General features: G+C 33.5%; 24 protein-coding genes. 10 read left to right on the plus strand and 14 right to left on the minus strand.

Annotated features, from left to right (window positions below; genetic code table 11):
• The first annotated feature begins 11 nt into the window (after positions 1 to 11).
• Positions 12 to 875, plus strand: coding sequence for a rhomboid family intramembrane serine protease (locus AC13CQ_RS10000; protein WP_474506579.1), 864 nt, complete (start codon positions 12 to 14; stop codon positions 873 to 875).
• A gap of 28 nt (positions 876 to 903) precedes the next feature.
• A complete protein-coding gene (locus AC13CQ_RS10005; RefSeq protein ID WP_474506578.1) occupies positions 904 to 1,917 on the plus strand; it encodes an endonuclease/exonuclease/phosphatase family protein in 1,014 nt (337 codons plus the stop codon).
• A 74-nt stretch (positions 1,918 to 1,991) separates the two neighbouring features.
• On the opposite strand, the gene AC13CQ_RS10010 is transcribed toward AC13CQ_RS10005, so the two are convergent.
• The 14 genes from AC13CQ_RS10010 to udk all read right to left on the minus strand — a co-directional run bounded on the left by AC13CQ_RS10010 (position 1,992) and on the right by udk (position 15,243).
• Complete coding sequence (locus AC13CQ_RS10010) at positions 1,992 to 2,321, minus strand: DUF6122 family protein (RefSeq protein WP_008612643.1); 330 nt, start codon at positions 2,319 to 2,321, stop codon at positions 1,992 to 1,994.
• Between the two features lie 16 nt (positions 2,322 to 2,337).
• Entirely contained in the window at positions 2,338 to 2,958 is a 621-nt protein-coding gene (locus AC13CQ_RS10015) for a WbqC family protein (RefSeq protein ID WP_335588705.1), read from the minus strand.
• 296 nt (positions 2,959 to 3,254) lie between these two features.
• The gene (lepB, locus tag AC13CQ_RS10020) at positions 3,255 to 4,811 is read right to left on the minus strand and encodes a signal peptidase I (protein WP_474506577.1); all 1,557 of its coding nucleotides are present in this window, start codon (positions 4,809 to 4,811) and stop codon (positions 3,255 to 3,257) included.
• A gap of 130 nt (positions 4,812 to 4,941) precedes the next feature.
• Positions 4,942 to 5,643 (minus strand): 4-hydroxy-tetrahydrodipicolinate reductase, encoded by a 702-nt coding sequence (gene dapB / locus AC13CQ_RS10025; RefSeq protein ID WP_335588707.1) that lies wholly within the window; start codon positions 5,641 to 5,643, stop codon positions 4,942 to 4,944.
• A gap of 172 nt (positions 5,644 to 5,815) precedes the next feature.
• Positions 5,816 to 6,169 carry a hypothetical protein gene (locus AC13CQ_RS10030; RefSeq protein ID WP_474506575.1) on the minus strand — a complete coding sequence of 118 codons (354 nt, stop codon included), beginning with the start codon at positions 6,167 to 6,169 and terminating at the stop codon, positions 5,816 to 5,818.
• Positions 6,153 to 6,377 (minus strand): hypothetical protein, encoded by a 225-nt coding sequence (locus AC13CQ_RS10035; RefSeq protein WP_008612649.1) that lies wholly within the window; start codon positions 6,375 to 6,377, stop codon positions 6,153 to 6,155. The genes AC13CQ_RS10030 and AC13CQ_RS10035 overlap by 17 nt, the downstream gene beginning before the upstream one ends.
• 300 nt (positions 6,378 to 6,677) lie before the next feature.
• Positions 6,678 to 7,442, minus strand: coding sequence for a DUF5683 domain-containing protein (locus tag AC13CQ_RS10040; RefSeq protein WP_008612650.1), 765 nt, complete (start codon positions 7,440 to 7,442; stop codon positions 6,678 to 6,680).
• Positions 7,442 to 8,338: a ParB/RepB/Spo0J family partition protein gene (locus AC13CQ_RS10045; RefSeq protein ID WP_474506574.1), complete on the minus strand. Its 897-nt coding sequence runs from the start codon at positions 8,336 to 8,338 to the stop codon at positions 7,442 to 7,444. The genes AC13CQ_RS10040 and AC13CQ_RS10045 overlap by 1 nt, the downstream gene beginning before the upstream one ends.
• Positions 8,339 to 9,112 (minus strand): ParA family protein, encoded by a 774-nt coding sequence (locus AC13CQ_RS10050; RefSeq protein WP_008612652.1) that lies wholly within the window; start codon positions 9,110 to 9,112, stop codon positions 8,339 to 8,341.
• 475 nt (positions 9,113 to 9,587) lie between these two features.
• Complete coding sequence (locus tag AC13CQ_RS10055; protein WP_008612653.1) at positions 9,588 to 10,469, minus strand: SDR family oxidoreductase; 882 nt, start codon at positions 10,467 to 10,469, stop codon at positions 9,588 to 9,590.
• Positions 10,470 to 10,748: 279 nt separating this feature from the next.
• Entirely contained in the window at positions 10,749 to 12,878 is a 2,130-nt protein-coding gene (scpA, locus tag AC13CQ_RS10060; RefSeq protein ID WP_474506573.1) for a methylmalonyl-CoA mutase, read from the minus strand.
• A complete protein-coding gene (locus AC13CQ_RS10065; RefSeq protein WP_008612655.1) occupies positions 12,875 to 14,251 on the minus strand; it encodes a methylmalonyl-CoA mutase subunit beta in 1,377 nt (458 codons plus the stop codon). Before AC13CQ_RS10065 ends, scpA begins: the two co-directional genes overlap by 4 nt.
• Before the next feature lie 55 nt (positions 14,252 to 14,306).
• Entirely contained in the window at positions 14,307 to 14,633 is a 327-nt protein-coding gene (locus AC13CQ_RS10070; protein WP_008612656.1) for an FtsB family cell division protein, read from the minus strand.
• Position 14,634: 1 nt separating this feature from the next.
• On the minus strand, positions 14,635 to 15,243 hold the full coding sequence (gene udk / locus AC13CQ_RS10075) for a uridine kinase (RefSeq protein ID WP_008612657.1): 609 nt from the start codon (positions 15,241 to 15,243) through the stop codon (positions 14,635 to 14,637).
• Positions 15,244 to 15,744: 501 nt separating this feature from the next.
• Between udk and AC13CQ_RS10080 the strand changes: the two genes are divergently transcribed.
• The 8 genes from AC13CQ_RS10080 (at position 15,745) to AC13CQ_RS10115 (ending at position 26,617) form a co-directional block, all read left to right on the plus strand.
• Positions 15,745 to 16,161, plus strand: a complete 417-nt coding sequence (locus AC13CQ_RS10080; protein WP_474506572.1) for a hypothetical protein — start codon at positions 15,745 to 15,747, stop codon at positions 16,159 to 16,161.
• A 165-nt stretch (positions 16,162 to 16,326) separates the two neighbouring features.
• Complete coding sequence (locus AC13CQ_RS10085) at positions 16,327 to 17,412, plus strand: efflux RND transporter periplasmic adaptor subunit (RefSeq protein ID WP_008612659.1); 1,086 nt, start codon at positions 16,327 to 16,329, stop codon at positions 17,410 to 17,412.
• Positions 17,413 to 17,437: 25 nt separating this feature from the next.
• Positions 17,438 to 20,680 (plus strand): efflux RND transporter permease subunit, encoded by a 3,243-nt coding sequence (locus AC13CQ_RS10090; RefSeq protein ID WP_008612660.1) that lies wholly within the window; start codon positions 17,438 to 17,440, stop codon positions 20,678 to 20,680.
• Positions 20,670 to 22,121 (plus strand): TolC family protein, encoded by a 1,452-nt coding sequence (locus AC13CQ_RS10095; RefSeq protein ID WP_337901083.1) that lies wholly within the window; start codon positions 20,670 to 20,672, stop codon positions 22,119 to 22,121. Before AC13CQ_RS10090 ends, AC13CQ_RS10095 begins: the two co-directional genes overlap by 11 nt.
• A gap of 311 nt (positions 22,122 to 22,432) precedes the next feature.
• On the plus strand, positions 22,433 to 22,756 hold the full coding sequence (locus AC13CQ_RS10100; protein WP_008612663.1) for a four-helix bundle copper-binding protein: 324 nt from the start codon (positions 22,433 to 22,435) through the stop codon (positions 22,754 to 22,756).
• Positions 22,757 to 22,894: 138 nt separating this feature from the next.
• Positions 22,895 to 23,134 carry a DUF7218 family protein gene (locus tag AC13CQ_RS10105; protein WP_474506571.1) on the plus strand — a complete coding sequence of 80 codons (240 nt, stop codon included), beginning with the start codon at positions 22,895 to 22,897 and terminating at the stop codon, positions 23,132 to 23,134.
• Positions 23,135 to 23,242: 108 nt separating this feature from the next.
• Complete coding sequence (locus tag AC13CQ_RS10110; RefSeq protein ID WP_474506570.1) at positions 23,243 to 25,036, plus strand: rhamnogalacturonan lyase; 1,794 nt, start codon at positions 23,243 to 23,245, stop codon at positions 25,034 to 25,036.
• Positions 25,037 to 25,177: 141 nt separating this feature from the next.
• The gene (locus AC13CQ_RS10115; RefSeq protein WP_474506569.1) at positions 25,178 to 26,617 is read left to right on the plus strand and encodes a glycoside hydrolase family 88/105 protein; all 1,440 of its coding nucleotides are present in this window, start codon (positions 25,178 to 25,180) and stop codon (positions 26,615 to 26,617) included.
• Positions 26,618 to 26,620: the final 3 nt, after the last annotated feature.

Here is a 26,620-nt window from a genome sequence, read left to right on the forward strand (position 1 = left end):
TAAAATAGCGAATGAGTATTACAAACGATATTAAATATAAATTTTCAACATTAAATATAGCAGAAAAGCTCATTGTTGTAAATGTTGCTATATTCATTTTAAATGCATTGATAGTTTTTTTGCTACAACTAATGCCAGATGCTATAATGCAATGGTTTCAGTTGCCAAAAAGCTTTTTAGGCTTTATTGTACAGCCTTGGTCTATTGTTACCTACGCATTTTTTCACGGAGGCTTTATGCATCTTTTTTGGAATATGTTGTTGTTATATTTTTCATCAAGAATATTTTTAAACCTTTTTAGTAAGAGATATTTTTTAAATGTTTATTTCTTAGGAGCTGTTTTAGGCGGTGCTTTTTTCTTACTTAGCTATAATATATTTCCTGTTTTCTCGAGAGTAAATTCTCCTTTAATTGGAGCTTCTGCTGCTATTATGGCAATTCTTATTTTTGTTTGTACCTACATTCCTAATCAAGAAGTAAGATTAATTTTCTTCAATATTAAACTTTGGTATTTAGGAGTTGCTTTTGTGTTGTTGGATTTAGTACAGTTACCACTAGGAAATTCTGGCGGCCATATTGCGCATTTAGGAGGAGCTTTGTTGGGGTATGTGTATGCTAAAAAGCTTCAAGAAGGGAAAGATATAGGTTCGGGAGTTGATGGTTTTGTTTCGTCTATTTCTAATATTTTTAAAAGGAAAAAAAAATCTCCCTTAAAAACGGTTCATAAAGATACAAAACGGGCATCTGCTAATAAAGCTTCAAAAAATGAGCATCAGAAAAAAATAGATGCTATCTTAGATAAGATAAGTAAAAGTGGCTACGAGAGTTTGTCCAAAGAAGAAAAGGATTTTTTATTTAAAGCAGGCAAAGAATAAAAGGGACTTCATATAAATTATATTAAACATGAAAAAGCTTAACTGGATTAATAAAGGTGTTTTTACTTTGAATACAGTATTTGCTTTTTTATTACAAATAAGCCTTTTAGTACCATATATTCCTGTTAAATCGTTTCCTAAAACAGCTATTTTTAGTCTTGCAACGCCTGTACTAATTTTATTAAATATAGCCTTTCTTGTTTATTGGATTGTAAAGTGGAAACGACATTTTTTACTTTCGTTTATTATCCTCTTATTAGGGTATGGTCAAGTTTCTTCATTATATCAATTTTCTGGAACTAAAAATGTTGTTAGTCAGTCTGCAATTAAAGTAATGACCTACAACGTGCGTATTTTCGACCTTTATAAATGGTTGGATAGAGAAGGAGTATCCGAAGAAATTATGGATATGATAAAAGAGGAAAACCCAGACATTCTATGTTTACAAGAGTTTCACGATTCTAAAGAGAAGGAGTTTAAGAATTATAAATACCGTTTTATAAAATACAAGACTAAAGGTACTGGGCAAGCTATTTTTTCTAAATTCCCAATTGTGAAAAAGGGGTCTCTAAACTTTCCCAACTCTCAAAATAATGCAATTTTTATTGATATCTTAAAAGATAATGATACTGTTAGGGTGTATAATTTACATATGCAATCGTTCCATATTAATCCTCAAGATGAAGAAATTTCTCAAGAAAACTCCAGTAAATTAGCTAAACGGATGGGGACTGTGTTTTCAAAACAACAAGTCCAAACAGATATTTTTGTTTCTCATAAAGAACAATGTCCATATAAAACAATTACTTGTGGCGATTTAAACAATAATCAATATTCGGCAATTTATAAGCAAATTAAAGGAGACGATGTAGATACGTTTGATGAGCAGGGGAGTGGCACAGGGAAAACTTATTACTTTAAGTATTTTCCGTTTAGAATTGACTTTATTTTGGTGGATGAAACCATAGAGGTGATGTCTCATAAGAATAGATATGAGCTACTTTCAGATCATTATCCTATTATCTCTCAATTGAAAATTTAAGAGCGACTAGCGTGTTTATTTCATATATATGTTTTTTTTAAGAGTTATATGGGATATCTAAAATAATCATTCCGCTATGAAAATAGACATGGATGTTTCATGAGATAACAATCGGTTAGATCTGCAATTATATGTATCATTAAAGCGATACCTATAATTCGCGTTTTTTTGAAAAATAGCAATGCAAAATAAAGCGCAATTAGATAATAGCTATGCAGAAAATGGAATCCAATGCTACATCTATTAGCATCAAACATAGGAGAAGCCCAGAGGTGGTCTATGTCTATTAGAATTCCAAGTAAAAGAATCCCGCTTACTTTTAAAAAATCTTTTTTGTAAAATAAATACGCAACAAGAAGGGGAACTATAAAATGGATTCCGTAATGGACTATAAATCGGAGCATATACTTTTAAAAAATTCTACTTAGATTGGTTGTCTAAATAATTTAAAGCATTGGTTCCTTCGTTAAAGAGTAAATCCAAGCCGTTTAGATTTTCTATAAAACCATGTTTATCATCAAAAACTTGTGTGTAGACATCAAAATTATAGTTCTTTTCTTCTTTTGCTTTTGCTAAGTGTCGGTTATCTAAAACTCCACTGATCTCTTTTTCAAATTCCGTAGTAAAAGAAAAATCCAATTCTATTTGAAAGCAATCTGCTAAAATCTCAATACTTTCCATATTCATATCATAAAGAAATTTGTGTTGCTTTTCAAAAAAAGGAGCAAATTCATCTTCATAAAACTCAAAAAAAGGAGAAGTTCTATAGGCAGTTTGTATGGATTTCCAATGTTGCTTTTTCCAATCAAAATTGGTCTCTAGTTCAACATCTTTATACTTTTGATGTGCTTTATTTTTATTGTGTTTTATAGGAATAGAAAGCATTTGTATGCCATTTGGACTGTATATATAGGTTCTATTTCTATAAGTTTGCTTTTGGTAATTGTCTTCTTTCTCAAATATTAAGTTTTCAGCAGCCTTATTGATTTCAATCCAATGTGCTACAGAAGGAAAATATGTAGGATGAATAACAGTTTGCATTCTAGAGTTTGTAATTAAGTTAAAAGTTTTAAAGTTTAAAGTTTAAGGTTTTTTAATTATTGATAAAATCTTATTCATTAGAATTATACAATTTTCGGATTTATTGATGCTCCACAATCTTTTATTTTAATCCCTCATAGAGGTCTAATTCCCGAGAGCCTGTCTTGAGTATACTGAAGGGCTCTGCGTCGAAATGAATTAAATTTGTTTCCTTTGAATACCTTGTGGGCTTGCCCCGAGGTAGTTGATTGTAAAAAAAGCAACTTTATAACTTTTGTGATTTTAGAATTTAAATACTAACTACTTTCTTTTTTACGTTTTCTGAATTTACTTATTCCATACCAAAGAGCTATTGCTACTAAGAAATATACGAGGTAAGAACGTGGTTTTCCGTCACCACCAACTGTTGTAAATACTCGATCCCAACGTACTTTATTCCAAAAAGGACCACTAGCATTGGTATCGTAACTAAACCAAATAAACACTGGTTTTCCAACAATGTGATCTTCTGGAACAAATCCCCAATAACGACTATCCTCAGAGGCATGACGGTTGTCTCCCATCATCCAATAGTAGTCTTGTTTAAAAGTATAAGAATCTGCCGGATTTCCGTTAATTAAAATCTGATTTCCGTTTACGGAAAGGGTATTTCCTTCGTATTCTTCTATTACTTTTTTATAAATAGGAAGAACTTTTAGGTTTAAAGCAACTGTTTTTCCTTCTTGAGGAATGTATATTGGACCAAATTGATCTTGATTCCATTTATAATCTTTAGAATTAGGGAATACAGTACCCATTTGCGTGTTACCTTGGGTGTCTATATTTCTTTTAACGCTAATAACATTCGGATTATCCTCAAGCTGTTTAGCTGCTTCGGCAGTCATGGCGCTAAAGAAGTATACGCCTTGCTTAACTTGTCCAAATCGTCCTGTTACTCCATAGCGTTCATACATGTATTGAGGGGTTAACTGCCCTTTTGTTTGAACGTAATAAGAGAATTGAGGCTTGGCGCGGTCTGGTAAAACTGTTTGTTTTCCGTTAATAAATACATAGCCATCTTTAATAGAAAGAGAATCTCCTGGGAGTCCAACACAACGTTTTACATAATTAGATTTTTTGTCTATTGGTTTTCGGATCCTCTTGTTAGTTTTTACAAAAAACTGTTCTACAGTATCCGCAGGCCAGCTAAAAACTACAATCTCATTGCGTTTAATTTTTTGTAAACCCGGAAGTCTGAAATATGGTAATTGTGGTTTTTTTAAATATGATTTTGTTTTAATTACAGGAATGGTATCATGTACCATAGGGAAAGCAACCGTTGTCATTGGGGTTCTAGCACCGTAATGAAACTTACTGACAAATAGGAAATCGCCTACCAATAAGGTTTTTTCTAAAGACGAGGTTGGGATTACATAAGGTTGCATAAAATACGTATGAACCAAGGTGGCTGCTACCACAGCAAAAAGTATTGAGCTTACCCATTCTCCTGTAGCGGTACGAGGTTTTAAGCTTCTTTCTTCAATATATTTTACATCTAAAGCATAATTAACATAGAAAATATATAAACCCAGCGTAAGCACTACAAGCCAAGTATCGGCAGTGCTGTTTCTTCCAAAACTTCTAATTGTTTCTACCCAAACAACTGGAAACATAATAAGGTTTATAATTGGGATGAAAAGTAGGATTGTCCACCACCACGGGCGGTTGATTATTTTCATTAAAATTACTGCATTGTATACAGGAATTATTGCTTCCCAAGCTTTTCTTCCTGCTTTAACATATAGTTTCCAAGTTCCTAAAAAATGAATTACTTGAATTATCAGAAAGAAAATTAACCATTGTGTAATCGTCATAATAATATGCTTTGTTCCTATTTGATATGTCTATAAGACAATCAAAAAGGATTTTAGTTACGGTAAAAATATATTTTTTATCGGTTTAATAAGCGTATGTGCCTATATTTAGAACCCAAAAAGGATGTTTTTAACCCAAGTTTAACACATCTTTCATACTAAAAACTCCTGTTTTGCCGATAATCCATTCTGAAGCAACCACAGCTCCTAGAGCAAAACCTTCTCTGTTGTGAGCTGTATGCTTAATATCAATGGTGTCTACCTCGCTTTTATAAGAAATAGTATGTGTTCCAGGAACTTCAGGCTCTCGTAAAGCTGTAATCGGAATTTCATTTGATGCAGCCTCCTCAAGTTTCCAGGCTTCTTTGTTGGAGTTGTTTATAATTCCTTCAGCAAGTGTAATGGCTGTTCCACTAGGAGCATCTAATTTTTGAGTATGGTGAATTTCTTCAATAGCTACCTCATATTGAGAGAGGTTTTTCATCATTTCAGCTAAATATTCATTCAGCTGAAAAAAAACATTTACTCCTAAGCTAAAGTTAGAAGCATAGATAAAAGCGCCATTATTTTTGTTGCAGAGTTTTACTGCTTTATCATAGTTGTCAAGCCAACCAGTAGTTCCAGATATAACAGGAACATTATTCTCTAAACAAAGAGAAATATTTTTAAAAGCAACAGAAGGGATACTAAAATCGATGGCTACATCGGCAGTTTTAATATCAAAATCTTGTGTACTTTCGTCTACTTTGGCTACAATTTCATGTCCTCGGGAAATAGCAATTTGCTCAATCATTTTTCCCATTTTTCCATATCCAAGTAAAGCTATTTTCATGTTTTTATTTTTATTATTACTCTATGTTTTGTAGTGTTTTTTATTTCTATTTAGTTGTTTTTTCAGTCTTATTTTTGTCAACTGTAACATTTATTGTAGAATTCTGAAACTGAAGAATAAAGGCTATTGCTGCTATAACTAAAGCGAAAATAAAAGCACTTAATAATCCTGCTCAAAAGCTTTTCCAAAATCCTGATGTAAGAGGTTTTATCGTATCTTTTATTAATTGGGTGTAATTTTCTTTAGTTTCTTTTTCTATATCCGAGTAGATTTCGCTTATAGTGTTTTCAAAGAAAGCTTGCATAACTATCTCTGCTTTTATTTTATAAGCTTCTATTGAGGATGCTGTTGAAGATATTTCGTGAAAAGGTATTAATATTTTGTTCTTTATTTCAAGATTTTCTTCTTTTTTGGAAGTGATATAATCTATTTTATCTTGCTTGTAAATAGAATATGCAATATGACCAATTATGTCATTTTTATCATCTACTAATTTTTCGTAGATATAGTTAAACTTTTTGGACATAAGCGTGTAATGCTTTTTTGTAGGCTTCTTTGATATCTGAATTAGAAAAAGATTTTTTTACAATTCCGTTTTTGGTCTGGTACTGTATATTAATATCCCCGTTATAAGCATTCCTTGATTTTTCAGATATTCCGTTGCGAATAAGTAAAGAGTTTGCCTTACGTATAGTTGCAGAAGATATTTTATAATTTACAATCTTTTTAGACATTTTCTTAAACTTTGTATTAGTAAATATATTGCAAAATTTATTCCAAAACAACTTTATTTTATTTATAATGTCAGTTATACATTAGCTACAGCATACTTGAATATAGCTTGTAGCGTATAAATTAGTGATGATTTTTCACTTAAGCATGGACTTTTTTTATGATCCTCTTCAATAAGATAAATTAAAAAAATGGCAGACTTGTAAATATCTCTTAACTTTAATTAATTAGCTAATTAACTATGAGTTATATATGGCTTGCTGTACGCCGTTATCTTCTATTTTAAAACCCTCTGTGAGAGGTTAAAAGCTCAAACTTAACCGCATTCCATAGTTGGGAGTGTAGTCAATTTGATTGTATTCGTAATAAGGTTTTAATGCAAGTTTATCGCTCACGTTAAATTGTTTTAGATGTGCAGTAACATTGGCATCAATAATATTTAAGGCGTACAATCCTATCGTAATTAGGAGAGATAAATCTCTATTTTGTTGATAGTATTCTTGCGCATCTCTTAAAGCATCATCACTAACATCTGGAGTTCCGGGAATTACTCCATCTCCATTAATATCGTAAAACTCGTCGTCATAAAATCCTGCTAACCTACGTTTATAGGCATCCCGATATTTATTGTAATAATTGGTATTGTTAATGTAAAAATACATTCCAGTTCCAATTGCTCCATATACAATAGGTACTTTCCAATAGGTTTTATTGTAAATCTGACCTAAACCAGGGAGAATGGCAGAATAAAATGCAGCTTTTGCAGGAGAAAGCGGATCAATATCGATGTTTAAACTTGCTAAACTATCTATTTCTCGTTGCTTTCTAAGTTTGCGTTTTTCTCTTCTCGACAGAGTGTCAGAAGCAATTGCTAAAGTATCTACTTCTTCGTATTTCTGAAGAGAATCTTGGGCTTCTTTTTCAAGTTTTCGCAATTCTCTTTTGGTCATTTCATGCGTGGCATCGACCTCGGTATTTTTACTTACTGAGTCGATTACTTTTTCTTGAGCTGATGAAATAAAATGAAAAAGTAATAAAAATAAAACGGCAATACTTCTTTTAAACACTATTTAAAAAGTTTTGTGAGGCGTAAAAAGTCTTCTTTTGAATGAAAAGGAATAATAAACTTTCCTTTACCATTCTTTGCTATTTTAACGTCTACTTTAGAAGAAAAGTATTCGGTAAGTTCCTCTACATTTTTTGAGATGTACTCTGGAACTTCAGAAGTAGTGGTTTTTTCTGTTTTCTGTTCCTTTCCAGTTTGATATTCTCTAACTAATTTTTCGGTTTCTCTAACAGAAAGATTATTAGTAATTACCTTTTCGTAGATTTCTAACTGGTCTTTTTTATTTTCAATATTAATCAAAGCTCTTCCATGCCCCATGCTTACAAAACCGTCGCGCATTCCTGTTTGAATAATTGGGTCTAGTTTTAATAAACGTAGGTAATTGGTAATGGTAGAACGTTTTTTACCCACACGGTCACTAAGTTGCTCTTGCGTAATATTAATTTCGTCTATAAGACGTTGGTATGATAATGAAATTTCAATAGGGTCTAGATCCTGACGCTGAATGTTTTCAACTAATGCCATTTCTAGCGACTCTTGGTCGTTAGCAATACGGATATAAGCAGGGATTGCTTTTAATCCTGCTAATTTAGAAGCTCTTAAACGTCTTTCTCCAGAAACCAATTGGTATTGGTTAAACTCCATTTTTCTAACGGTAATTGGTTGTATAACACCCAATTCCTTAATAGAAGTAGAAAGTTCTTGTAACGTTTCTTCGTTAAAATTAGTACGTGGCTGAAATGGATTTACTTCAATGGCATCAATATCCAATTCCACAATACTACCTACTACTTTATCTGCATTTTTATCTGAAGCCGATTTAATATCGTTTTCAGGGTCGTTTAATAAAGCAGATAACCCTCTTCCTAAAGCTTGTTTTTTTGTTGCCTTTGCCATTTAAACTGTTTGCTTATTCTTTTTAATTATTTCATGTGCTAAGCTTAGGTAATTGGTAGCACCTTTACTTGTAGCATCATAATTAATAATTGTTTCTCCATAACTTGGTGCTTCACTTAAACGAACATTTCGTTGGATTATGGTATCAAATACCATTTCACTAAAGTGTTTTTGCACTTCTTCTACCACTTGGTTAGAAAGTCTTAATCTAGAGTCATACATGGTGAGTAATAACCCTTCTATATCTAGATTAGGATTGTGTATTTTCTGAACACTTTTTATAGTATTCAATAGTTTTCCAAGTCCTTCTAATGCAAAATATTCACATTGAATAGGAATGATAACCGAGTCTGATGCTGTTAAAGCATTTAATGTTAATAGGCCAAGAGAAGGCGCACAATCAATTAAAATATAATCGTAAGAATCCTTCAGTCGTTCCATAGCTTTAGCCAACATATATTCTCTTGAGTCTTTGTCTACCAATTCTATTTCGATAGCTACAAGATCTATATGGGCAGGTATTAAATCAACGTTTGGGGAATCCGTCTTAATAATAGTGTCTTCTGGTTTTACAGAATGCTCTAATAATTGATATGTACCTCCTTCAACCGACTCAACATCAATACCGAGACCAGAAGTAGCATTCGCTTGGGGGTCTGCATCAATAAGAAGTACTTTTTTCTCAAGTACTCCCAAAGAAGCAGCGAGGTTTACAGATGTTGTAGTTTTTCCAACACCACCTTTTTGATTAGCTACAGCAATTACTTTGCCCATGTTTGAAATTCGATTTAGTAAGGTAAATTATAGTTAGGTAAAAATACAACTATTTGCGAGTTTAGAAAATGAATTTTGTTAACAGTTATTCAACACCTCATCGAAGCATAGATTATCTATAGGATATTTATTTGTATTTCAGTTGATAATTTTTTTTATAGATGCTTTTTTCTGAAAGTTTTTTGGTTTTAAACATGGTTTAAAAATATTTTAATCTTTATAGATTATAGCCACAGATTCACGGATCTACTTCATTGCTTTTTATGGATAGTTTGTTTCTTCGTAGCAGAGGGGTATAGTTGTAAATTTGTGAATGAAAGAGAAGTCGGGAGTCCGAAGTCCGAAGAAAAAGAATCTTTATACGTGTTTCCTTCAACTTTCAACTCAAAGAGGCAAAGTAAAATAAGTAATAAAATTTTTTAATCCTTTAATCTTTCAATATTTTAATCTTATGTACAAAATACTTAATACTATTTTATTGCTTCTTTTTACTGCGAATCATTGCTTCTAGCATATCCCACATTTCTTCTGGTACAGCTTCTAACAAATTAAATTGACCAGCGCCTTTTAACCACTCTCCTCCATCTAAAGTAATTACTTCTCCGTTAAGATATGCTCCAAAATCTGAAACCATATAAGCGGCAAGATTTGCTAATTCTTGATGATCGCCAACTCTTTTTAAAGGCACTTTTTTAGCTAAGTCGAATTTCTCTTTTAAGTCGCCCGGCAACAATCTATCCCATGCACCTTTTGTAGGAAAGGGGCCTGGGGCAATTGCATTAAAACGCATTCCGTATTTTGCCCATTCTACGGCTAAACTTCTTGTAAGTGCTAATACTCCAGCTTTTGCTGTAGCAGATGGAACTACATATGCAGAGCCTGTCCAAGCATAGGTGGTTACAATATTTAATACATTGGTGTTTTCTTGCTTTGTATCTATCCAATGTTTTCCAAAAGCTAGTGTACAGTTTTTGGTCCCTTTTAATACAATGTCAATAATGGTATCAAATGCATTAGCAGAAAGTCTTTCTGTAGGAGATATAAAGTTACCAGCTGCATTATTAAGGAGTACATCTATTTTTCCAAATTTGGCAATTACTTTATCTCGCATTGCTTCTACTTGGTCATAATGGCGAACATCGCAAGCTACAGCAAAGCAAGTTCCACCTGTTTCAGCCTCTAGTTCTTTAGCTGTAGTTTCTAATTTTTCAAGACTTCTAGAGGTAATAGCAACATTGGCTCCTAACTCTAAAAAGTATTTGGTCATAGCCTTGCCTAAACCGCTACCACCACCTGTTACTACTATTGATTTTCCTTCAAGCGCTCCATCACGAAGCATTTTATCTGTGTATTTCATATGTATGTTTTTTAGTTAGTTGAAAGTTAAAAAGTTTAAAGTTGAAGGTTGAAAAGTTAAAGGTTGAAAGTTAAAAAATTAAAGATGTGTAAAGTCGCAAAGGGGATTAAATTCTGATGTTTCTAGTTTCCTGTTTCCTGTTTCTGGTTTCTTTTCTATTAATTTCAGGTTCAAAATCTCAAAATTGTAAAGATTTTTTTAAACTTCCGACTCCCAAGTCTTTCAATCCTTCAATCTTTCAATCCTTTAATCTTTTAATTATTTAATCTTCCGACTTCCTCACTCCTCAATCAAAATTTCTAAAATTTTAATAGCGGCTTCACTTACTTTGGTTCCAGGTCCAAAAACAGCTACAGCGCCAGCATCAAATAAAAATTGATAATCTTGTTTCGGAATCACTCCGCCTACAATGACCATAATATCATCTCGACCATATTTCTTTAGCGTATTAATTACCTCTGGAACTAAAGTTTTGTGTCCAGCTGCCAAAGAGGAAACCCCAAGGATATGAACATCGTTTTCTACGGCTTGCTTAGCAGCCTCTTGTGGTGTTTGGAAAAGCGGACCAATATCTACATCAAAACCAATATCTGCATACCCAGTAGCTACAACTTTGGCGCCTCTATCATGACCATCTTGTCCCATTTTGGCAATAAGAATTCTAGGTCTACGGCCCTCTTGCTCTGCAAATTTATCGGTCATCGATTTTGCTTTTTCAAAACTCTTATCTTGTTTTACTTCTTTTGAATACACGCCACTAAAAGATTGAATTTTTGCTTTGTATCTGCCAAAAACTTCTTCTAAAGCAGAGGAAATCTCTCCCAGAGTAGCTCTATTTTTGGCAGCTTCTATAGCTAAAGCTAGTAAATTATTTTCGCCCGATTTAGCCGATTGTGATAATTTTAATAAAGAAGCGGTAACAGCAGCCTCATTTCGTGTAGCTTTTATGCTTTCTAGGCGTTCAATTTGTTGTTTTCTAACGGTTTGGTTATCTACCTCTAGTATTTGGAGTGGATCTTCTTTCTCTAATCTATATTTATTTACCCCTACAATTATATCTTGATTGCTATCAATTCGAGCTTGTTTTCTTGCTGCGGCTTCTTCAATACGCATTTTAGGAATACCAGCTTCTATAGCTTTTGTCATGCCTCCTAAAGTCTCCACTTCTTCAATAAGTTTCCATGCTTTATTTGCAATTTCATGGGTGAGACTTTCTACATAATAGCTTCCTGCCCATGGGTCTACTGTTTTTGTAATTTCAGTTTCTTCTTGCAAAAACAATTGCGTATTTCTTGCTATTCTTGCTGAAAAATCTGTAGGAAGTGCAATAGCTTCATCTAAGGCATTGGTGTGAAGCGACTGTGTGCCGCCAAAAGTAGCAGCCGTAGCTTCTATACAAGTTCGAGCAACATTGTTAAAAGGATCTTGCTCGGTTAAACTCCAACCACTAGTTTGACAATGGGTGCGGAGCGATAAAGATTTTTCGTTCTTCGGATTAAATTGCTTGACTAATTTTGCCCATAGCATTCGAGCGGCTCTCATTTTAGCAATTTCCATAAAATGATTCATTCCAATCCCCCAGAAAAATGAGAGTCTGGGTGCAAATGTATCGATATCCATGCCGGCCTTTATCCCTGTTTTAATATATTCCAATCCATCTGCTAGTGTATATGCAAGTTCAATATCGGCAGTAGCGCCCGCTTCTTGCATATGGTAGCCAGAAATACTAATACTATTAAATTTTGGCATGTTCTTGCTGGTGAATTCAAAAATATCTGCAATAATCTTCATAGAAGGTGTAGGAGGATAGATATAGGTATTTCGAACCATAAATTCCTTTAAAATATCATTCTGAATAGTTCCAGAGAGGGTTTTTATATCCACCCCTTGTTCTTGAGCGGCAACAATATAAAAAGCCATTATAGGAAGTACCGCACCATTCATGGTCATAGAAACCGACATTTTATCAAGGGGAATTTGATCGAAAAGTATTTTCATATCTTCAACCGAATCGATAGCTACTCCAGCTTTTCCTACATCGCCAACTACTCTTTCATGATCCGAATCATAACCACGATGCGTTGCCAAATCAAAGGCTACTGAGAGTCCTTTTTGACCAGCTTCTAAATTTCTTCTATAAAAAGCATTACTTTCTTCAGCAGTAGAAAAACCAGCATATTGCCTTATAGTCCATGGTTTTCGAACATACATGGTGCTATATGGACCCCGAAGAAAAGGAGGAAAGCCTGCAGCAAAATTTAAATGCTCAAGCTGCTTCATATCGTCTTTATTGTAAACCGCTTTTAAATTTATTTTTTCAGCAGTAGGAAAAGAAATACTTTCAGAAGCATTTTCTTCTTTAGTTAAAGCTTTTTTTAAGGTAATATGTTGAAGGTCTTTCCGTTTCATAAAACTTCCTTTTTTAATCGTTCTTGTTCAGAAGCTTCTGCTAATCTTCGCTCTATAATTGGCTCGATTAGTGTTTTTCTGATTTCAGTTTTTACAAAAGGATAGAGCTCAAGCTCATTTTGCATGCGGTCTTTTTGATTCTGATATTTATTTGTGCCTACTAATATTTTACTTTTTTCGTTGAATTTTGTCTGCTCGGTATTTGCATTTTCTTTTATCTTTTTCTGAATAAGATGTTCTTTTAATAAAGTTAAAAAACCATTTTTTGCTTCAATCTTTTTAAATAATTCGAGTCCTTTTTTAGCTAAATCTTCCGTAATAGATTCAATATAATAACTTCCATCTGAAGGATTCTTTACTTTGTCAAAATAGCTTTCATGTTTAAGAATTAACAATTGATTTCTTGCAATTCTTGAAGCAAATTCCTTGTCTTTATGATAAAAACTATCATAAGGAAGTGTGCAAATAGTATCGGCACCACCAATTATAGCACTCATGGATTCTGTGGTGGTTCGCAACATGTTTACATTATAGTCGTACAGCGTTTTATTCCGCTTTGTTGGGGTGCAAAAAAGGAAACAATTAGCAGTAGAATTATATTCTGAAGCTATGGTTTTCCATAAAATACGCAATGCTTTTAGTTTCCCAATTTCAAAAAAGTAATTGCTCCCAACAGCTATTTTAAAAGTTACTGCAAAATCTTTTCTTTCTAAATAGGTAAAGTACTCATTTACATGTGCCAGCCCATAAGCTAGTTGTTGTACCATATTGGCACCAGCATTTTGGTATAAAGAAAGATCAACAGTTACAACGGTTTTAAATTGGGGAATATCGGTAAGAATGCTTTGGATGTTATTATAAATAGCAAAGTCTTTTTTAAAATTGAAATACCAATTCCCTGTTCGTGCAAGATTTCCAATAATGTCTATGTGTAGGAAAATATGTGCTTGTTTATTTTTAAAGAAATTAACAAGTTGCTTTACAAAATCAACAGATAAAAAAGCTGTTTCTATATGAATTGCTACAGTTTTAAAAGGAAAACTTTTAAATAATGTATGAAGGTCGGCTGTATCATCGGGGAAAAAGAAAAGGATACTTTGAGCCCCTTTCTTAATGTTTTCAATAGCTTTTACATTAGCTCCCGAAGCTTTAGCCACAAATATTTTTTCACAGATATTCCATTCAGGATTTATAATACTGTTGTTTTCTGCCGGAAAATCATCAGAATTATAGAAAGGTTTGATATTAATATCTTCGGGTGTTTTAGTTACCAAAGTATCATTATAATCTTCTCCTTTTAATTCAAACTGTATTTTTTGTTTCCACTGTTTAGTAGAGATTTCTGGAAACTCATTAAAAAGTGAATTAGTCATAGTGGCTTATTTCAGTTTTGGTTTAGGAAGTAGTCTTTGTTTTAGACCTAAAAAGTTAGTCGTTTTTTATACTATCGGCATATTCAATAAGGTAAATTTCTTCATCATCTTTTTTTAGATAGTATTCTTCTCTAGCAAATTTTTCTATTTCTTCTTTGCTGTTTAACTTCCGAAGAATAGATTTATCTTTTTCTATAGCTTCTTTTAGATGAACTTTTTGTTCCTCTAATTTTTCTATTTCTTTATCCAATTCTCTATGTGTAAACCACCAAGAATTGGCATCAAAAAATAACATCCAAATAACAAATACGGTTAGAACAAGCACGTAAATGTTGCTGAAAAATTTAAACCATCTAGATTTTCTTATTTCTTTAAATGTCATTTTATAGCAAGCGTTCGTTTATAATGGTTCTTACAATATCAACGGCAACAGTATTGTATCTATTGTTTGGAATAATAATATCTGCAAATTCTTTTGTAGGCTCAATAAATTGTTGGTGCATCGGTTTTAGCGTTGTTTGGTAACGTAATAAAACTTCGTCAATATCTCGCCCTCTTTCAGAAATATCTCTCTTTATTCTACGTATTAATCGCTCATCAGAATCGGCATGTACATATATTTTAATATCAAAAAGTTCTCGTACTTTAGGATTTGTAAGGATTAAAATACCTTCCACAATCATTACTTTGTGGGGGTGCGTAAGGATAGAATCTTTTGTTCTATTATGTTTTACAAAAGAATATACAGGTTGCTCTATAACTTCATTATTTTTTAAAGCTACTAAATGATCGTATAAAAGATCAAAATCGATAGCCCGTGGATGGTCAAAATTTATTTTTGTACGTTCATCATAGCTTAAATGAGAAGTTTCATTGTAATAAGAATCTTGAGAAATAACTCCTACTTCGTTCTCTGGAAGTTCGTTTACTATTTGATTAACAACGGTTGTTTTCCCACAGCCAGTTCCACCAGCAATTCCGATTATGAGCATATTCGTTTTATTTTTTACAAAAATATGAATTTTAGGTGTTAATTATAACACAAGATATAAACACTTCTTAATCTCGATATTATTTATGCTGTTATTTTTATCAGAATATAAGAAAAGTATTTTTATCTAAATATTATTGTCGTCCGATAAAAGCAGACAGCGTTTATAGCATTCCACATATATCAAGGGTTAATAGAGGTTTTTAAAATAGCCCCGTTGCTATTAAGAAAAATGAATAAAAAGAGGAGCTTAGTAATGTTTTTTCTTTAAGCTACTCATTTTGTGATAGTTAAGATTTAGTCTTTGTTCTTTTCTCTTGCAGCGAAGCGGTCTTGTATTTTTATTCGGACATTAATGGTTTCAAATATTCTGATTATCAGTTATTTATGATTTTATTTTTTTAAATTGAAGAAAAATAGAAAGGCATAAAAAAGTTATAACAATATTTAACGATTCTTATCTTGTAAGAAATTGACTCTTTTTGTAGTTTTAGCCCCGCAAATGAAACTACTCTATAAAATATTAATATCTTTCATTGTTGTCCTTATAACTGGCTACAGTTTACTGTTTGCTAATAGTAATAAGGAAGAATGTGGTATTTCTATTATAAATGGTATTGAAAGCTCTACACATTCTGGAGTTGAACTTATTAAAAATGCACAATCTTTAAGTGCATATTCTTTTTCTAATTCAGAAAAAAAGAATCACAGATTAGAAATAATAGAAAGCGAAGTTGAGGAAGAGGTAACTTCTTATAAAAAGCAAGTAGAGTTAAATAATTTTATTAATTCTACACTTTTCTCTTTAGCACTTATAGCTTTCTTTCCTTTTCCAAAAAAACATTTATTTCACTGTAAGAAATTACCTAACTCATTATCTTACAGATTGTATATCATATTTCGAGTATTCCGAATTTGATTTTAAAGTATTAGAAGGGCAAGAGTCATTGTCTTTCACTTCCGTTTAGTTAAAATTTAAACACAAAGTTATTAGCAACAATTAAGGTTGCTATAAGCATCTGCTGTGTTTTTCAAATTTTTAAATAACCTTAAATAATCCTTACGCTTTAAAAGCAAAATTGTTATGAAGAATACGCTCATAGTGATGAGCTTGTTTGCCTTGTTAAGTCATACAAGTTGTTCATCAAAAAAAGAAAAAGAAAAGAAGGAAGAAGTTAAATTTGCAGTAACTACTCCTAAAGTTAAAGACACAATTATTACCGAAGATTATGTGTGTCAAATACAATCCATTAGACATATAGAATTAAGAGCCCAAGAACGTGGGTATTTACAAAAAATATATGTAGATGAAGGTCAGCATGTAAAAAAAGGCCAATTATTATTTCAGATAATGCCAAAATTATATGAGGCAGAATTTGAGAAAGCAAAGGCAGAAGCAAATTTTGCAGAAATAGAATACAATAACACTAAAAATTTAGCTGATAACGATATTGTTTCGCCAAACGAATTAGCAATGGCGAAAGCAAAATGGGAGAAGGCTAAAGCTGAGTTGGCGCTATCTAATGTTCATCTTCAGTTTACAGAAATTAGAGCCCCATACGACGGAATTATAGACCGTTTTCTTGTAAGAGAAGGAAGTTTAGTAGACGAAGGAGAATTACTTTCGAGCCTTTCTGATAATAGTGAAATGTGGGTATACTACAATGTACCAGAAGCAGAATACTTGAATTACACTACTAGTTTTAGTAAAGAAAATCCTATAGATGTTAATTTATTGATGGCAAATAATCAACTGTTTAAGCACCAAGGAGAAGTAAGTACTATTGAGGCTGAATTTAATAATGAAACAGGGAACATTCCATTTAGAGCAACATTTCCAAATCCTGAAGGATTGCTTAGACATGGAGAAACAGGAAGTATTATGATGGAAGTTCCATTTAAAGACGCTATGATAATTCCTCAAAAAGCAACCTTCGAAATTTTAAGTAAGAAGTTTGTTTTTGTAATTGATAAAGATAATAAAGTGAGACAAACAGAGGTAAGTGTAAAAGCCGAGTTACCACACTTGTTTATTATAGATAAAGGTCTTTCCGCAAACGATAAGATATTACTCGAAGGGATCCGAATGGTTAAAGATGGTGAAAAGATAGCGTATGAGCTTGAAAAACCAGATGCTGTTTTAGCAAACTTAGATATGTACGCAGAGTAATTCAAACCCATAAAATTACAACAAAATGTTTAGTAAATTTATAAAAAGACCCGTGTTGGCTATTGTCATATCGGTGGTCCTCGTTTTTACGGGATTACTGGCCATGAAGCAATTGCCAATATCGCAATTTCCGCAAATTGCACCAACTACTGTTAATATCTTTATTGCATACCCGGGAGCAAGTGCAGATGTATTAGTAAATTCAACCTTAATTCCTTTAGAAACTTCTATAAATGGGGTACAAGGAATGCGTTATATAGCTTCAGATGCAACCAGTGCAGGAGAAGGAACTTTACGTATTATTTTCGAACCAGGTACAGACCCTAATCAGGCTGTAGTAAGAGTAAAAACTAGGGTTGACCAAGTAATGCCCCTTTTACCAGAACTAGTACAAAGAGAAGGAGTGGTAATTACCCCTGTACAGCCGAGTATGCTTATGTATGTTAACTTGTTTAGTAAGAATGAGAATAACGATGAGAAATTTCTATACAACTATGCATACACTAAAATAGTTCCAGAAATACAGCGTATAAAAGGAATTGCAAGTGCTAAAATTTTGGGAAGTCGTAAATATGCAATGAGAGTTTGGTTAAAGCCAGACCGTATGAGAGCTTATAAAGTTTCTGCTGAAGAAGTTTTAGAGGCTATGGACGAACAAAGTATTATAGCTAGGCCAGGAAGATTAGGTAGAAGTTCGGGTAAAAAGGCACAAGCTTTAGAATATGTGCTTACCTATCAAGGAAGGTACAATGAACCTGAAGATTATAAAAACATTATCATTAAAGCCAATGAAGATGGGGAGGTTTTAAAATTAAAAGATATAGCCGATGTTGAATTAGGGAGTGAATTTTTTGATATTTACTCCAATTTAGATGGAGATCCAGCGGCGTCTATAGTTTTAAAGCAAACCTTTGGAAGTAATGGTAGTGATGTAATAAAATCTGTAAAAGATAAACTTAAAGAGTTGGAAGCAGATTTACCTCCAGGGGTAGATTATCAAATTGGATATGACGTATCAAATTTCTTAGATGCTTCTATTGAACAAGTAGTACATACCTTACGAGATGCTTTTATTCTGGTAGGAATTGTTGTGTTCTTGTTTTTAGGAGATTGGCGCTCCACGCTGATTCCGATTATTGCAGTACCTGTATCTTTAATAGGAACCTTCTTTGTTATGCAAATGTTTGGACTCTCTATTAATTTAATTACCCTCTTTGCATTGGTATTGGCTATTGGTATTGTGGTAGATAATGCTATTGTGGTGGTAGAGGGAGTCCATGTTAAAATTCATGAAGAGAACCTCACGCCATACAAAGCCTCATATGCCGTATTAGAAGAAATGGGAGGAGCTATTGTTGCTATTACCCTTGTAATGGTTTCCGTATTTATTCCAATTTCCTTTATGTCTGGACCAGTGGGAGTTTTCTACCGTCAATTCTCTATAACAATGGCGGCTGCCATTATTTTATCGGCGGTTGTAGCATTGACGTTAACCCCAGTTTTATGTGCTATTTTATTAAAAAACAATCATGGTAAAAAGCGTAGATCTCCTGTAGATAAATTTATAGATTGGTTTAACTCTAAGTTTGATAAGCTTACAGGAAGGTATGTAAAACTACTTACATTAATAGTTAATCGTAGAGTAATAACTTTCGGACTTTTAACAGCTTTCTGTGTAGGGATATTCTTTACTAATCAGGTGTTGCCAGCAGGATTTATTCCGAATGAAGACCAAGGAATGATTTACGCCATTATTCAAACTCCTCCAGGAGCAACATTAGAGCGTACAAATGAAGTTGCAAAAAAGCTGCAAAAGATTTGTGAAGAAACCGAAGGAGTAAAATCTGTGTCCTCATTGGCAGGTTATGAAATTATGACCGAAGGTAGAGGGTCAAACGCTGGGACTTGCCTTATTAACTTAAAACCATGGGATGAGCGCCAACACAGTGTTCATGAAATAATGGAAGAGTTAGAAGAAGAAACCAAAGACCTTGGAGCTGTTATTGAGTACTTCGAGCCACCTGCGGTACCTGGTTTTGGATCTTCAGGAGGTTTTGCAATGCGTTTACTCGATAAAACAAGTTCAACAGACTTTCATGAGTTCGAAAGCGTAAATAACGATTTTATGGATGCATTGAGAAAGCGACCAGAAATTACAGGTTTATTTACCTTCTTTGCTGCCAATTATCCACAATATGAGTTAGTAATTAATAATAAAGCTGCTATGCAAAAAGGAGTTTCTATTGGAAAAGCAATGGAAAACCTTAATATATTAATTGGGAGTACGTATGAACAAGGATTTATTAAATACGGAAGATTTTTTAAAGTATATACACAGGCAGCTCCAGAATATAGAGGAATGCCATCCGATTTAGAAAAGCTGTATGTTAAAAATGAAGAAGGAGAGATGGTTCCTTATTCTGCTTTCATGAAAATGGAAAAGAAATTAGGACCTAATGAAATTACCAGATACAACTTATATAATTCTGCCGCAATTAGAGGACTTCCAGCTAAAGGTTATACCAGTGGAGATGCTATTAAAGCTATCCGTGAAGTAGCCGAGCAAACGCTGCCAAGAGGATATGATATAGGTTGGGAAGGTCTTTCTTATGATGAAGCTTCTAGAGGAAATGAATCTTTATACATTTTCGGAGTCGTATTAATATTTGTGTATTTAGTACTTGCTGCTCAATATGAAAGTTTCTTATTGCCATTGGCAGTTATTCTTTCTTTACCTGTAGGGGTTTTTGGATCTTTCTTATTATTAAAATTAACAGGGTTAGCAAACGATGTGTATGCACAGATTGGAGTTATTATGCTGGTTGGATTACTGGGTAAAAATGCCGTATTGATTGTAGAATTTGCAGTTCAAAAAAGGCGACAAGGATCTAGTATTATTGATGCTGCTATTGAAGGAGCAAAAGTTAGGTTTAGACCAATTTTAATGACCTCCTTTGCCTTTGTTGCTGGATTAATTCCTTTAGTAATTGCAACTGGAGCAGGGGCAATAGGAAACAGAACTATTGGTAGCTCTGCCATGGGAGGAATGCTTATAGGAACTATTCTAGGGGTATTAGTTATTCCAGGGTTGTACTTTGTTTTTGCTAAAATGTCCGACGGACGTGAGCTTATAAAGGATGAAAATACGGAGCCTGTTTCAGAAGAGTTTATGCGTACCGGAGAAGGGGAGAGAAAAACAGAAATGAAGCTTCGCAGAATTGATAAACTCATGAAAAAATTAATGAAAAAATCTGACGATGAACAATAAAAAGGGAATTATGTTACACTCTAAAAAAACGTATCTGGTTGGGATTATTGCTATAACAACCCTTTATTCTTGTGTTCCAACTATTAAAAGTATGGAAGCAGATAAGTCGGTTCCAGAGCAATTTAAGAATCAAACTACAGACAGTTTGAATACCGCCCAAATTAAATGGAAGGAGTACTTTACCGACCCATATTTGGATAGCTTGATTGGAATTGCTTTGGAAAACAATCAGGAATTAAATATTACGTTACAAGAAATCCAAATTGCTAAGAGTGAAGTGAGAGCCAAAAAAGGAGAGTATATGCCTTCAATTGGACTTGGAGCTGGAGCAGGGCTTGAAAAACGTGCGCGTTATACAAGTTTAGGAGCTAATGATGCCACTACAGATATTAAACCAGGAGAAGAAATGCCAGATCCGCTTCCAGATTTTATGCTGGGAGCGCATGCCTCTTGGGAAGTAGATATTTGGGGTAAACTACACGATGCTAAGAAAGCAGCAGTGAGCAGGTATTTATCTTCTGTGGAAGGGAAAAATTTTGTGATTACTAATTTAATTGCTGAAATAGCTAACTCTTATTACGAATTATTAGCTCTTGATAATCAGCTTGAAATTGTAAAACAGAATGTTGAGATTCAATCTAATGCTTTAAGGATTGTAAAACTTCAAAAAGAAGCTGCTAAAGTTACAGAGTTAGCAGTTCGTAAATTTGAAGCAGAAGTGCTTCATACAAAGAGTTTACAATTTGATATTCAGCAGAAAATAACAGAAACGGAGAATAGAATTAATTTCTTAACAGGAAGATATCCTCAGCATATAGAGAGAGATTCAAAATCGTTTACAGAATTATCTCCTAGTATGATTCATACTGGAGTTCCCGCACAATTGCTAGAAAATCGTCCAGATATTAGACAAGCAGAATTGGAATTAGCAGCTTCTAAATTGGATGTTAAAGTTGCCAAAAAAAGATTTTATCCTAGTCTAGATATTACAGCAGGGATTGGATATCAGGCTTTTGATACCAAATATCTTTTTACTTCTCCTGAATCTCTATTGTATAATGTTGCAGGAGAGTTAACAGCGCCTTTAATTAATAGAAGTGCTATAAAAGCAACATATTACAGCGCAAACGCACAGCAAATACAAGCTGTTTATAATTATGAACAAACGGTTTTAAATGCGTATGTAGAAGTGGCAAATCAGCTAGCAAAAATAGATAATATTAAGCAAAGTTATGACCTTAGATCTCAGGAGGTAGCTGCGCTTACCAGATCAATAGATATTTCTAATATTCTGTTTAAATCTGCCAGAGCAGATTATATGGAAGTGTTGTTAACGCAACGCGATGCATTAGAGTCTAAGTTTGATCTTGTTGAAACAAAAATGGAACAAATGAGTGCGATGGTAGAAATGTATCGCGCACTTGGTGGCGGATGGAATTAGCATTCGTAATGATTAATTAATCCTGAATTTAGTGTTAGTAAGGTTCCCTCATTCTTACTTTAAAAATAGGATTAGTTTTTTTTGATTAGTGTTTGGTTGATGTCCATTTTGGATGCAACCAAAAGAACAGAATAGTGGTTAGAGATTAGTAAAACTATCTGTTTAAAGAAGCCTTCAGCATTTTTTTTGCTGAAGGCTTTTTGTATGTTAAAAAGATGAAAAAGAGTGCTAAAGTTTTGATAAACCACCTGAATATTATTGTGTTACGGTTTTATGATGTGTAAATTTAAGTAACCAAAAAGTTAGAAATTATGAAAAAAGAAGCATTAATTTCCATATTATATAAATGTGTTGCCAAATGTTACCATTGTGCAGATGCTTGTTTGGAAGAACCAATGGATATGAGTAACTGTATTCGATTAAATAATGTATGTGCTACTACATGTAATGCTTTAGCAGAAGTATTATCAACCAATTTCAAGGAAACCTCAGGGTTGATTAATTTCTGCTTCTTTGTTTGTCAGCAATGTGAAAAGGAGTGCGAGCAACACACTAATAATCATTGTCAAGTTTGTGCACAGGCTTGTAAGGAATGTGCTAATGCTTGTCAGGAATATCTACAAGAACACGATTAAATCCCTCATTGAGGGTTTTATTCCCCAGAGTCGAGTTTACCAAAGGGCTCTACGTCGAAATGGGTTAAATTATTTTCCTTTGAATAGCACGTAGGCTTGCCTTGAGGTAGTTGATTTAACTATTAAAATTTTAAGAAAATGCCAAATCCAAGAATAAAAAATGAAGAGCAGTATGAGGCTTTACGAGATAAAGGTTATAGTAAAGAAAAATCTGCCCGAATAGCAAATACACCAGATTCAGGAAAAAAAGGAGGGAAAGCAAAACCTTATGAGCAATGGACAAAAGAGGAGTTGTATGACCAAGCCAAAAATGTTGGTATTTCTGGACGCTCTAAAATGAAGAAAAAAGAATTAATAACAGCTTTACGGAATAACTAAATAATTTATAATTCTTAACTTCAGGATAGTACAGGATAAGAGGTTTCTTACAATGGCATACTTTTAAGAATCTAAATTATAAGTCTTAAAATCTTAAGAAAAGCCAATATGAAAGCCAACTACCTATGGATGCTGTTATTTACAATTGCAGGATTATTTAATACCAGTGCACAACATAAAATGGAAGATTTAAACAGAGGGTTAGTCGCCATAAGAACAAATCCTAAGGAGGTATATGTGGCTTGGAGATTATTGGAAAGCGACTCTAAAAATGTTTCTTTTAATGTGTATCGAGATGGGGTTTTATTAAATAATCAACCTATAAAACAATCTACAAATTTCCTTGATGCTACTATTAAAAACGCTACTTACCAAATAAAAGCTGTTCTGGATAATAAAGAGGTCTTAGTTTCTGAGAAGGTAAAAGTATGGCAACAGAATTATTTAGAAATTCCATTACAAATTCCACAAGGAGGAACAACTCCCGATGGGGTTTCTTATACTTACACTGCTAATGATGCAAGTGTGGGAGATTTAGATGGCGATGGTCAATATGAAGTTATTCTTAAATGGAACCCTACTAATGCAAAAGATAATTCGCACGAGGGTTACACTGGGAATGTTTATATAGATGCATATACAATGACTGGAAAGTTAAAATGGCGTGTAGATTTAGGGATTAATATACGTGCTGGAGCGCATTATACGCAATTTATGGTATATGATTTGGATGGCGATGGAAAAGCAGAAATGGCTTGTAAAACAGCAGATGGAACTAAAGATGGACTCGGAAATATCATCGGAGAAACAAATAAAGATTACAGAAATAAAGTAGGAAGGATAACACAAGGGTCAGAATATCTTACCGTTTTTGATGGAGAAACAGGAAAAGCTATATCAACCACAGATTATGTGCCTGCTAGAGGAGATTTAGAAGCTTGGGGAGATACTTATGGTAATAGGGTAGATCGTTTTTTAGGCGGGGTAGCATATTTAGATGGTCAACATCCTAGTTTGGTAATGTGTAGAGGTTATTATACACGAACTGTAATTGCAGCTTGGGATTTTAAAGATGGGCAACTTCTTAAACGTTGGGTTTTTGATACAGATGATAAAGTAAATCAAGAGTATGCAGGACAAGGAAATCATAGTTTAAGTATTGCAGATGTAGATGAAGATGGGAAAGATGAAATTATTTATGGTTCGATGACGGTTGATAATGATGGAACAGGTCTTTATACAACTGGTTTAGGACATGGAGATGCATTACATGTGTCTGATTTTGATCCAAACAGACCAGGGTTAGAAGTTTTTATGCCTCATGAAAATAAAAAAGATGGAGTTACTTTTAGAAGCGCTCGTACAGGAGAGATCATTTGGCAGCATAAAAAAAATATTGATGTAGGAAGAGGACTTGCAGCCGATATAGATTCTACTCATTTAGGAGCCGAGTTCTGGGCAATGGGAGATATGGGAGTGTATAATGTTAAAGGAAAAGTAGTAGATTCAAAGATTCCATCTATAAATTTTGCTATTTGGTGGGATAACGATTTACAACGAGAACTCCTAGATGGAACAACCATTTCTAAATATGGGATAGGAACTATTTTTACTGCTGAAAACTGTAGCTCCAATAATGGAACTAAGGCTACTCCAAGTCTCCAAGCAGATCTGTTTGGAGATTGGAGAGAAGAGGTTATGTTTCGAACGTCAGATAATTCGGCTTTACGCATTTATATAAATTCTGATGTTTCTACTAGAAGATTAACCACGCTAATGCACAATAGACAATACAGAATGGCTATTGTATGGCAAAATGTAGGTTATAACCAACCTCCATGGCCTTCTTTTTATTTAGGATATGGTATGGATTCTTTAGATAAAACAACTATTAATAAATAACAATAGCAAAAGTTGATACTTTGTATAGAACAATACCCTGCTGTAAATGCTTAAAAATATGTTACAGGACAGAACAGGATGTATTACCATAGCATAAGTTTTAATTTGTGTGAATTATTAATTAACTCACTAAACTAAATTATGCTTCTTCCAAAGTTCACAACCAAAGAAAAGTCGGCTTCAAATAAGCACTTCATTTATTTTATAATATTTGCGTCTTTTCTATTTCCTTTTTCACAGGGTTATGCACAATACACCCAAAAATCGGGAACCGATTCAGACACTCCTTTACATTTATTAAAACCGAAGTATGATGTTCCATACGGGGTTCCAGAAAAGCAAGATGTGCTTAATTCATTAGAAAAAGTATATAATTATTTAAATGAAACTACTCCTGCGGAAATAGTGGATGCAACTACCAAGGAAGTAGTTGTTATAAAAGACTTTTCCAAGCATGATAAAATTGCTTTCAAGCAAGGAGATTTTAGATTAATTAGTTACGAATGGGGGGTAACCTATGCTGGAATGCTTTTAGCAGGAACTGTTACAGGCGACAAAAAATTTAGCGATTATACGATGGATAGAATACAATTCTTGTCGGAAATATATCCATCCATGGTGGCTCGAGATAAGGAAAATCCAGATGCATCAAACCCAATAAAGTCTGTAATACATCCGCATGCCTTAGATGATGCTGGAGCTATTTGTGCCGCTATGATTAAAGCAAAAGGGCAAGGATTCTCAGGAGAATTAGATGGAATGATTAATAACTATATTGATTATATAAGTAATAAACAATATAGATTAAAAGATGGAACCCTAGCTAGAAATAGACCTATGAAGAATTCCTTATGGTTAGACGATCTTTTTATGAGCGTACCTGCGCTAGCGCAAATGGGAAAGTATACCAAAGACAATAAGTATTATGATGATGCGGTAAAACAGGTATTACAGTTTTCTGAGCGAATGTTTGATACCGAAAAGAATTTATACATGCATGCATGGATTGAGAGTATGGAAGAGCATCCAAAATTTCATTGGGGGAGAGCAAATGGTTGGGCAATTATGACAATGGTGGAATTACTTGAAGTGCTTCCAGAGGATTATAAAGGTAGAAAAGAAGTATTAAAACTCTTACAAAATCATATTAAAGGTTTGGCAAGCTATCAATCTGCTACTGGTTTATGGCATCAATTAATAGATAAAAATGACTCATTTTTAGAGACTTCAGCAACCGCTATTTTTACGTACGCCATAGCTCGTTCCATAAATAAAGGATATGTAGATGCAAAAGCTTATGGACCTGTTGTTTGTTTGGCTTGGAATGCTATTAGTACAAAAATAAATAATAAAGGACAGGTAGAAGGAACTTGTGTAGGAACTGGAATGGGCTTTGACCCAGCGTATTATTATTACAGACCTGTAAATGTATATGCAGCTCATGGTTATGGTCCTGTATTGCTAGCAGGAGCAGAAATGATTTCTTTATTGGAGAATAATTATCCTAAAATGAATGATAGTGCCGTAATGTTCTACTCGCATCCAATTACAACTGATGCTCCTATTTTTAAAGAAGAATAAAAA

The sequence above is a fragment of the Galbibacter sp. L-19 genome (assembly GCF_056857615.1).

What these genes read in the sequence shown, in the direction of transcription:
- AC13CQ_RS10000 (WP_474506579.1), top strand. Translation starts at nt 12, where the DNA reads ATGAGTATTACAAACGATATTAAATATAAATTTTCAACATTAAATATA.
- AC13CQ_RS10005 (WP_474506578.1), top strand. Translation starts at nt 904, where the DNA reads ATGAAAAAGCTTAACTGGATTAATAAAGGTGTTTTTACTTTGAATACA.
- AC13CQ_RS10010 (WP_008612643.1), bottom strand. Translation starts at nt 2,321, where the DNA reads ATGCTCCGATTTATAGTCCATTACGGAATCCATTTTATAGTTCCCCTT.
- AC13CQ_RS10015 (WP_335588705.1), bottom strand. Translation starts at nt 2,958, where the DNA reads ATGCAAACTGTTATTCATCCTACATATTTTCCTTCTGTAGCACATTGG.
- lepB (WP_474506577.1), bottom strand. Translation starts at nt 4,811, where the DNA reads ATGACGATTACACAATGGTTAATTTTCTTTCTGATAATTCAAGTAATT.
- dapB (WP_335588707.1), bottom strand. Translation starts at nt 5,643, where the DNA reads ATGAAAATAGCTTTACTTGGATATGGAAAAATGGGAAAAATGATTGAG.
- AC13CQ_RS10030 (WP_474506575.1), bottom strand. Translation starts at nt 6,169, where the DNA reads ATGTCCAAAAAGTTTAACTATATCTACGAAAAATTAGTAGATGATAAA.
- AC13CQ_RS10035 (WP_008612649.1), bottom strand. Translation starts at nt 6,377, where the DNA reads ATGTCTAAAAAGATTGTAAATTATAAAATATCTTCTGCAACTATACGT.
- AC13CQ_RS10045 (WP_474506574.1), bottom strand. Translation starts at nt 8,338, where the DNA reads ATGGCAAAGGCAACAAAAAAACAAGCTTTAGGAAGAGGGTTATCTGCT.
- AC13CQ_RS10050 (WP_008612652.1), bottom strand. Translation starts at nt 9,112, where the DNA reads ATGGGCAAAGTAATTGCTGTAGCTAATCAAAAAGGTGGTGTTGGAAAA.
- AC13CQ_RS10055 (WP_008612653.1), bottom strand. Translation starts at nt 10,469, where the DNA reads ATGAAATACACAGATAAAATGCTTCGTGATGGAGCGCTTGAAGGAAAA.
- scpA (WP_474506573.1), bottom strand. Translation starts at nt 12,878, where the DNA reads ATGAAACGGAAAGACCTTCAACATATTACCTTAAAAAAAGCTTTAACT.
- AC13CQ_RS10065 (WP_008612655.1), bottom strand. Translation starts at nt 14,251, where the DNA reads ATGACTAATTCACTTTTTAATGAGTTTCCAGAAATCTCTACTAAACAG.
- AC13CQ_RS10070 (WP_008612656.1), bottom strand. Translation starts at nt 14,633, where the DNA reads ATGACATTTAAAGAAATAAGAAAATCTAGATGGTTTAAATTTTTCAGC.
- udk (WP_008612657.1), bottom strand. Translation starts at nt 15,243, where the DNA reads ATGCTCATAATCGGAATTGCTGGTGGAACTGGCTGTGGGAAAACAACC.
- AC13CQ_RS10080 (WP_474506572.1), top strand. Translation starts at nt 15,745, where the DNA reads ATGAAACTACTCTATAAAATATTAATATCTTTCATTGTTGTCCTTATA.
- AC13CQ_RS10085 (WP_008612659.1), top strand. Translation starts at nt 16,327, where the DNA reads ATGAAGAATACGCTCATAGTGATGAGCTTGTTTGCCTTGTTAAGTCAT.
- AC13CQ_RS10090 (WP_008612660.1), top strand. Translation starts at nt 17,438, where the DNA reads ATGTTTAGTAAATTTATAAAAAGACCCGTGTTGGCTATTGTCATATCG.
- AC13CQ_RS10095 (WP_337901083.1), top strand. Translation starts at nt 20,670, where the DNA reads ATGAACAATAAAAAGGGAATTATGTTACACTCTAAAAAAACGTATCTG.
- AC13CQ_RS10100 (WP_008612663.1), top strand. Translation starts at nt 22,433, where the DNA reads ATGAAAAAAGAAGCATTAATTTCCATATTATATAAATGTGTTGCCAAA.
- AC13CQ_RS10105 (WP_474506571.1), top strand. Translation starts at nt 22,895, where the DNA reads ATGCCAAATCCAAGAATAAAAAATGAAGAGCAGTATGAGGCTTTACGA.
- AC13CQ_RS10110 (WP_474506570.1), top strand. Translation starts at nt 23,243, where the DNA reads ATGAAAGCCAACTACCTATGGATGCTGTTATTTACAATTGCAGGATTA.
- AC13CQ_RS10115 (WP_474506569.1), top strand. Translation starts at nt 25,178, where the DNA reads ATGCTTCTTCCAAAGTTCACAACCAAAGAAAAGTCGGCTTCAAATAAG.